The sequence below is a fragment of the Chroococcidiopsis cubana SAG 39.79 genome, from assembly GCF_003991895.1.
Lineage (GTDB): Bacteria > Cyanobacteriota > Cyanobacteriia > Cyanobacteriales > Chroococcidiopsidaceae > Chroococcidiopsis > Chroococcidiopsis thermalis.
Genome location: NZ_RSCK01000127.1, coordinates 6,358 through 13,926, shown reverse-complemented (window position 1 = coordinate 13,926; position 7,569 = coordinate 6,358). Strand labels below are relative to the sequence as shown.

4 protein-coding genes are annotated in these 7,569 nt (G+C 43.3%); 2 read left to right on the top strand and 2 right to left on the bottom strand.

Features of this window, described 5'->3' with window-relative positions:
- The first annotated feature begins 209 nt into the window (after positions 1-209).
- Positions 210-719 carry a shikimate kinase gene (locus tag DSM107010_RS33775; protein WP_181246451.1) on the top strand — a complete coding sequence of 170 codons (510 nt, stop codon included), beginning with the start codon at positions 210-212 and terminating at the stop codon, positions 717-719.
- Between the two features lie 144 nt (positions 720-863).
- Here the strand turns inward: DSM107010_RS33775 and DSM107010_RS33765 are convergent, their stop codons facing one another.
- Both DSM107010_RS33765 and DSM107010_RS33760 read right to left on the bottom strand, forming a co-directional pair.
- Positions 864-2,585 (bottom strand): tetratricopeptide repeat protein, encoded by a 1,722-nt coding sequence (locus DSM107010_RS33765; RefSeq protein WP_106168933.1) that lies wholly within the window; start codon positions 2,583-2,585, stop codon positions 864-866.
- A gap of 193 nt (positions 2,586-2,778) precedes the next feature.
- Complete coding sequence (locus tag DSM107010_RS33760) at positions 2,779-4,920, bottom strand: serine/threonine-protein kinase (RefSeq protein WP_106168934.1); 2,142 nt, start codon at positions 4,918-4,920, stop codon at positions 2,779-2,781.
- A gap of 1,118 nt (positions 4,921-6,038) precedes the next feature.
- Between DSM107010_RS33760 and DSM107010_RS33755 the strand changes: the two genes are divergently transcribed.
- On the top strand, positions 6,039-6,800 hold the full coding sequence (locus DSM107010_RS33755; protein WP_106168935.1) for a response regulator transcription factor: 762 nt from the start codon (positions 6,039-6,041) through the stop codon (positions 6,798-6,800).
- Positions 6,801-7,569 lie beyond the last annotated feature (769 nt).

Here is a 7,569-nt window from a genome sequence, read left to right as displayed (position 1 = left end):
GGACAAGGGGGACAAGGGGGACAAGGGGGAATAACTACCAACTACCAACTACCAACTACCAACTACCCATTACCCATTACCCATTACCATTTACCCATTACCCATTACCATTTACCCATTACCATTAAAATGATATAAGTCATGAGTTAAATTCAGATCGAGTGGGAGACAGCGACTTACTTAAGGGAATTAACCTGTACCTGGTGGGAATGATGGGTGCGGGTAAGACGACAATAGGAAAAATACTAGCAGCCCAACTCGGTTACGGGTTTGTCGATACGGATGCAGTCATCGAACAACTGACACAAAAATCAATTAACCAAATCTTTGCTGAAGAGGGAGAAACAACGTTTCGGCAGATAGAAACTAAAGTCTTATCAGAAGTTTGTGCCTACACTCGTCTCGCCATTTCTACTGGTGGCGGAATAGTACTGCGGCGAGAAAACTGGAGTTATTTGCATTATGGCTTAATTGTTTGGCTGGATGTGCCGGTCGAACAACTCTACAGCCGCTTAGCAGAAGATAATACTAGACCTTTACTACAAGATCCCGATCCAATTGGAAAACTGCGATCGCTCCTCGATGAGAGGCGATCGCTCTACGCCGAAGCTGACTTGCACATTACCCCTCATCCCCAAGATACGCCAAATGCGATCGCAGCACAGGTATTAGAAGCAATTCCTTCAGTGTTGAAAGCGGGAGTCGGCAGTCGGGAGTAAGGAGTCGGGAAAGGAGGACAAGGAGGACAAGGAGGATAAGGAGGACAAGGAGGACAAGGAGGACAAGGAGGACAAGGGAGCAACTACCAACTACCAACTACCACTCTTCACTGATAACTGATAACTGAATCACTGATAACTGAATCACTGATAACTGTCAGCATACTGCCAAGCTTGCTCGAACTGCTTTTGGACGACTTGAGCTTCCGCTTGCTTGTTCTGTGCTTTAAGGCTTTGCATTAACCCATAGAGAGACCAGCCGTTTTCGGGATAAATATTCAAATCATCTCGATAGGCTTGTTCTGCTTGGGCAAAGCGACGTGCTTTGAGTAAAATACCTCCTAGCGATTGCCGTGCAGGTTGAGACCAGTCAGCAGGCTCGGTATAAACAAGAGCATCTTCTAGCTTGACCGCTGTTTGCAAGTGCGCAATCGCCTGCTGGTAATTTTTCTGCTGTGCGGCAATTTCACCTGCTAGCACTTGGGAAGCAATATTTAAGATACTTGCCGTTGAGTTAAAGCCCCAAATTTTGATGTCTTGCAAGGCTGGAATCGCGGCGATCGCTTGTAGTTGTTTTAATTCCCGCATTGCTGGTTTAATTTGACCTTTGGCAGCAAAAGCGCGTCCGCGTGCGTAGTGCCAAACTCCCGAAGGATATTTCAGATCTTTTGCGGGTGCAGAGGTTGAGAGAATCCGATCCCATTGACCAAACCGAATATAGGTATACATGGGAATCGTATAGAAGTGCTGCAAGGCTCCAGCAAAATCGGGCTGTCGCATGAGTTTTGCATCTACTTTAGCTGTGTGAAGTGCTGCCTGGGTTGCGACTTTACTCTGTCCGGTCATTAAGGCGGCGAACCAGAGAAAATGATGGTTGTGGGGCATATAAGCCAACGGATAAATTCCCTCTACCTGGTTCCGAGCCGCGTAAGCGTTGTCAGCAGCAATCCCGCGTTGATTGGACAGTACGGCATCGTGATATCTGCCTACACGAATATAGATGTGCGATGCCATGTGTACTAAGTGACCGGAATTGGGAACCAGTTGCATCAGGCGATCGGCAGACGCAACTCCCAAATCGGGACGTTCTTTCTCTACGGCATGAATGTAGAGATGGTTAGCACCAGGATGGTTGGGATGTTCTTGTAGAATTGACTCTAAGGTGGCGATAATTTCTTTACCTGTTGGTTTAAGCGTGCCATCTTCCTCCCAGTAATCCCAGGGAGTTGTGTCCATTAAAGATTCAGCAAACAAAGTTGCTGCATCTGGATCGTCTGGGTAGCGTTGGGCAACTTCTCGCATGGCGTTAGCATAGGCAAGATCGAATGACTTGCGGTCGTCAACTGGCTGCGATGGGTAACGTTTTGCTAATGCTTGAATGTAAGCCTTTTCTTTGTCACTAGCATTTTTACTCAGCTTAAGTGCTTGCTGGAGCGATCGCCAAGCTTCAGATACGGCTTCTGGCTCCATCGGTGCGTTGATGTTGGGTCCAAGGACGAGGGCAACACCCCAGTAGCAAATCGCACATTCAGGATCGAGTTTAGCAGCCTGTTTGAAAGAACGGGCTGCTTCTGCATGATTGAACCCATATGCTAAGGTTAAACCTTGGTCAAAGTAGCGTTGAGCGAGTTTTGAATTCGTTGAAATAGGGTGGTGGAGATTACCGAGATCGTCAAACAGCGTTGCAGTGGGTTGAGATGATGTTGCTTGAGTAAGGTGCATCGCATGAGGGTTAGACGGTGCGCGATCGCGGTTCGATTCTTTTGCCACTGCTAATTTCAATGGTGCAGACTGAGTGACAGCTAGTCCTAACGTTATTAATAGCGCCCAAATAAATAGCGTGAGGCGTTTAGAGACGAAAGACATATGTTCTCCAAAAATTGAAATTCGTGAAATTCTGTTATGTGTTATACCTACACGTGGTCTTCCAGAAAATTTCAGAATAGGAGAAACAAAAATATACAGAAGCAATACATCTGTGGGGGCGCACAGCTGTGCGCCCTACAAATACGTGTACCTCATTCAATTGAAAATTGCGATAAATGCACCCCGGTTGAACTTAAGGTAATGGCGCTGTGGAGTTGACGCTATAACTGAAGGTAACTTTACCAAGCTGCGATCGCAATTGCGGATATTGTGTCTCAGGAATGATGAAGTGAATGTAAGAAATTTTGTCATCGTCTTGTTTGACAAAACCGTAGCCCAACATTTTGCTTGTTTTACCTTGCAGGTTGGTCACTGCATAACTCCAATGAACTTGCAGCCAACCACCACTCGCTGGTTCGGTGGCAGCTAACTGAAAATCAGGATTGGCACGATACTGTTGTTGGGCTGCTCTGGCTAAAAATCGGCTCAATCTTGCTTGGGGAATTTGACCTTTTTGCTGAAATGCTTCTCTGGTAAAGACATCAACTACAATAGCTGCATTATTTGTCGGATCGTACCAGCTTACAATTGCTTCACCTGTCGTACTGCGATCGCGACGCTGCCAGTTTTCCGGTACGTCTATGGAAAACAGATTGGTATTGTAAGTATAAGTTTTTAGCCGACCGATTTTCACTTGCTCGTTCAAGTTTGATGTTGTCGATGCTGGCTGCGGAGAAACACCATTTGGCTGATTGTTAGTTGTTGACGAGGAATTCAAGTCACTCGGTTTGCCGTTTTGCTCTGCGATCGCTGTAGGAGAGTCATTATTGATAGAATTCGTTTTTGGTCTTGTTACATAGCTGATTGCAACAAATAGTACGGCTAAAGCTACTAAGCTACCGCAAAGAATTAAAGCAGCTTTTGCCAAAGTGACTAGTTTACTAGTAGCAGAGGTTTTAGCTTTTTCACGATTAGCTTTACCTGAAGTAACGCCTGTCTGAATTTCTTTTCTCTCTACTTGCTTGGGAGGCGTAGAAACTGCCGTTGGTGGCGGAGGAGAGGATTCTGGAATAATTGTCTGTGAAGCAGGATTTGGTGGAGTTGTAGTCGGTGGTGCTTGTGGCGCACTAACTCTCGGTGGAGTAGGATTTGGTGGAGTTGCACTCGCTGGCGTTTGCGGCGTACTAACTCTCGGTGGAATAGGAGTGGATGGAGTTGCACTCGCTGGCGTTTGCGGCGTACTAACTCTCGATGGAGTAGGAGTCGGTGGAGTAGGATTTGGTGGAGTTGCACTCGGTGGTGCTTGCGGCGTACTAACTCTCGGTGGAGTAGGATTTGGTGGAGTTGCACTCGGTGGTGCTTGTGGCGCACTAACTCTCGGTGAAGCAGGAGTCGGTGGAGTTCCACTCGGTGGTGCTTGTGGCGTACTAACTCTCGGTGAAGCAGGATTTGGTGGAGTTGCACTCGCTGGCGTTGGCGGCGCACTAGCTTTCGGTGGAACAGTATGAGTGTCGAGCTGCTGCAAAGCTGCTAACATAGCAGGCGCATTCATGTAGCGATCGCGGGCGGATGGTTGTATTGTTTTATCTAAAATCGCCGCAAATTTTGGACTCACATTTAATGTTTGCTGTCGCCAGTGGATCTCACCCGTCAAAGGGTTAGTTTTCAGTTCTTGCGGCATCTTACCTGTCAGTAAATAAATTGCTGTCAAGCCTAAAGCATATAAATCGCTAGCAAATAAAGGTTTTCCCGCTGCTTGTTCGTTGGGAATAAATCCTGGCGTACCTACCACAATCGAACTTGTGGCACGACCGGAAGCCGTTACCATCGTTCCCATGATTTCCTTAATCGTGCCAAAATCAACTAGGACGGGTTTGCTATCTCGCGATCGCCAAATAATATTGTCTGGTTTTAGATCGCGGTGAATAATACCTTGACTGTGAATGTATTGCAGAACTGGCAGTATATCTAATAGTATTTCTTTAACTTCTCGTTCGCTAAACAGTCCTACTTGCTGGACGCGATCGCTCAGAGTTTGACCTTGAATCCACTCTTGAACTAAATAAAATTCTCCAGCCTCTATAAAATAGGCATACAAACGAGGGATTTGACTATTGATATCGCCTAGCGTTTCTAAAGTTGCGGCTTCACGCTGAAATTTTTCTCTGATTATTCGATCGACCTGGGGACTGTTTTCGATCGGTTTGAGCTGCTTAATGATACATTTCTTACCAGAAGGCATCTGAGTGTCTTCTGCTAAAAAAGTCTTCCCAAACCTCCCATTTGCTAGTTCTCGCAGCACTCGGTAACGATTTTTTAACAAGATTGCTGCCATCGGAAGTTGCTGATTTTCAGTTTTAGTTCTAACATACCACGTTCGGTTGTCAGTTATCAGTTGTCAGTATAGAGACATTACATGTAACGTCTCTACTGCTGGTCGAATCGCTGCATAAACTAACTGAGGGCAACCTAAGTAACATGTAACAAGCATTGCGCAGTAGGAGAAACCCCATGCACGCTAACATCTGGTCTATCTTTGCTATCTTAGCTGTACTAGTTCAAGTTATCCCTGCTGTAGTTGTCTTATACTTAGCATCGGCAACGGATCGGCAAGAATGGTTTTGCTAGAAAACTTTACTAACTAGAAAACTTTACTAAGTCGAACTCTGCAAAATAATGAAATTTTGTTACGACATCTACTGCTACTTTCGGTTAATCTGGAGTTAAGCTTATGTTGAGTTTCAGTAAAGATTTAATAAAGACTACGGCTGGTTTTGACACTTTGGCTGGGAAAATACTTAAATTAGTGATGTAAGAAAATTTCTTCTTTGCTTCTCGATCTTGGCATCATCGAGGCGCAAAACTCGCTATACAAAAACACGAGAAAGATAACTGTGACGCTGTCTACCTTGCAGACAGATAGCAAAGGGTGCTAACTACAGCCTATTTGCAATGCTAAGCAGCATTACAATATCGATTTAAACAAAACAAAGCTAAAAAAAATTAAGCACGGTTCCCGACTTTAACCAAACTCTGAGGAAGTTAGGTTTACCACTTAAGGCAGAGCATTCTATAGCTTTTGCTTGCATCTCTGCAACATTTGCTATGGGTAATCTTGCTACTTTTATGCAATTTGCTGTTAGTCTTGGGTGCTGGTAACAAATTTACTTAGAAGTATGCACTTTTTCCGTAATCTTTATCACTCAAGTTGAATTTGTAGTTATACATACAATGCATCAGCCTAGAAAAAAAATTTGTTTACTGCGGACAAAAATTGTTGTTTTTTGTAAAGTTTAACTGAGCCAGATATGCTTTCTCTGCTGGAAACCTACAAGCGATCGCCATGCATCAAATCTAAAATTGCAGCGTATCTATATATAACATTTGGTTAGTAGGTCAGCGCATATAGCTCAAATCGAGCCTTCACAAGTTATTAGGAAATGTTTGCGTCCTATGTCGTTACTAATTCTCGTGGTTGATGATGAGCCGTCGATTCGTGTTTCTACCAGCTATGCATTGGAGCAAATCGGTTACTCAGTAGTCACGGCAGAACATGGAAAAGAAGCGCTGAGAATTATTGAGGAATATCAACCTCATTTAGTTATCACCGATATTATGATGCCGCAGATGAATGGATACGAACTGATTCGATGGGTGCGTCAGCGTCCGGCATTTCGGTTATTGCCTGTCGTATTTTTAACCGGACGCACGGAAACAGAAGAACGCATTCGCGGCTATCAAATGGGAGGCGATGCATACTTACCTAAACCGTTTGAATTAGATGAGTTACATGCTGTCGTTCGCAATCTGCTGGAGCGATCGCAGCTGATATCTCAACTGATGCAATGGGAATTGCGCCTGCGCGATCGCGCACAAAATACAGGTAGGCTACTTGTCTCTACAGATACTTTCGACTACAATCCTCTCAGTGTCTCAACACCAATTTCATCGCCAACTGAAACCTTACGCCACCAATTGCATTCCCAAATCCAAGCAGCAATTGCAGCTACTAGATCTCACATTAATTTCACAGACAGAGAACAGGCTGTACTCAAATTTCTGGCGCAGGGACTATCTAATTCTCAAATTGCTACCAATCTATTTCTCAGTCCGCGCACGATAGAGAAATACGTGAGCAATTTGTTAGGTAAAACTGGAACTAGCAATCGTGTTGAATTGCTGCGCTTTGCGATGGAGAACCATTTAATTTCTTAAGACACTCGTAAAGATTGCGATCGCATCAAACAGTATGTTCTTTTTCTATCTATGGTGTCTTAGCAATATTTAATTGTAGTTTTTTATATTCCTCCCCATTTACTTGCTCAACAGAAATTTCTTTTAGTTAAACCGCCTTCTACTAAAGACAACAAAAATAGAATATTTATTATCTGCCATCCAAGTTTGGTGCTAAGGATAATATGTTTCCATAGAAACCTATTATATCCTAGTACTTGACTTGGCTTTTTTAATATCATAACCTCTAAAAATAGATAGCATATCTACTGTTTTAAAACGGGCATATACCTAGTGAACTCACCCATTGCTTTGGGTAACTTTGCCGTACAAATAATCTGAATCTTTTTATAGATTATTAGTAGATGACGAATAATAGCCTGAGCAAGAGAAAACAAAATTTTTTCAAACAGATTTTCCGAAATCAAATCTAAACTAACTGTAGGATTAAATAACGAGAAACAACAACTAAAGCTGGTAGTTACTCTTACAGCGTTCTCTCAGCACTAAAGGATGTTCTCTAAACCGAATCTGTATAAAAAACGGTCGGTAAATCTGAATATCAATAAAATAACTTTAAAAGTTATTTTATTGATTAAAAATACCAAGCTTAAACTATTTTTTTGACAACAAAGCTTCTAGGTATTTTAAAGATTAAAACTCAAACGAACTAAACTTTAAGTGCATAATTCTCGAACCACAAACGTACAACACATTAAGTCACTCAAACAACTTCAGGAGACTACTTACA

What these genes read in the sequence shown, in the direction of transcription:
- DSM107010_RS33775 (WP_181246451.1), top strand. Translation starts at nt 210, where the DNA reads ATGATGGGTGCGGGTAAGACGACAATAGGAAAAATACTAGCAGCCCAA.
- DSM107010_RS33765 (WP_106168933.1), bottom strand. Translation starts at nt 2,585, where the DNA reads ATGTCTTTCGTCTCTAAACGCCTCACGCTATTTATTTGGGCGCTATTA.
- DSM107010_RS33760 (WP_106168934.1), bottom strand. Translation starts at nt 4,920, where the DNA reads ATGGCAGCAATCTTGTTAAAAAATCGTTACCGAGTGCTGCGAGAACTA.
- DSM107010_RS33755 (WP_106168935.1), top strand. Translation starts at nt 6,039, where the DNA reads ATGTCGTTACTAATTCTCGTGGTTGATGATGAGCCGTCGATTCGTGTT.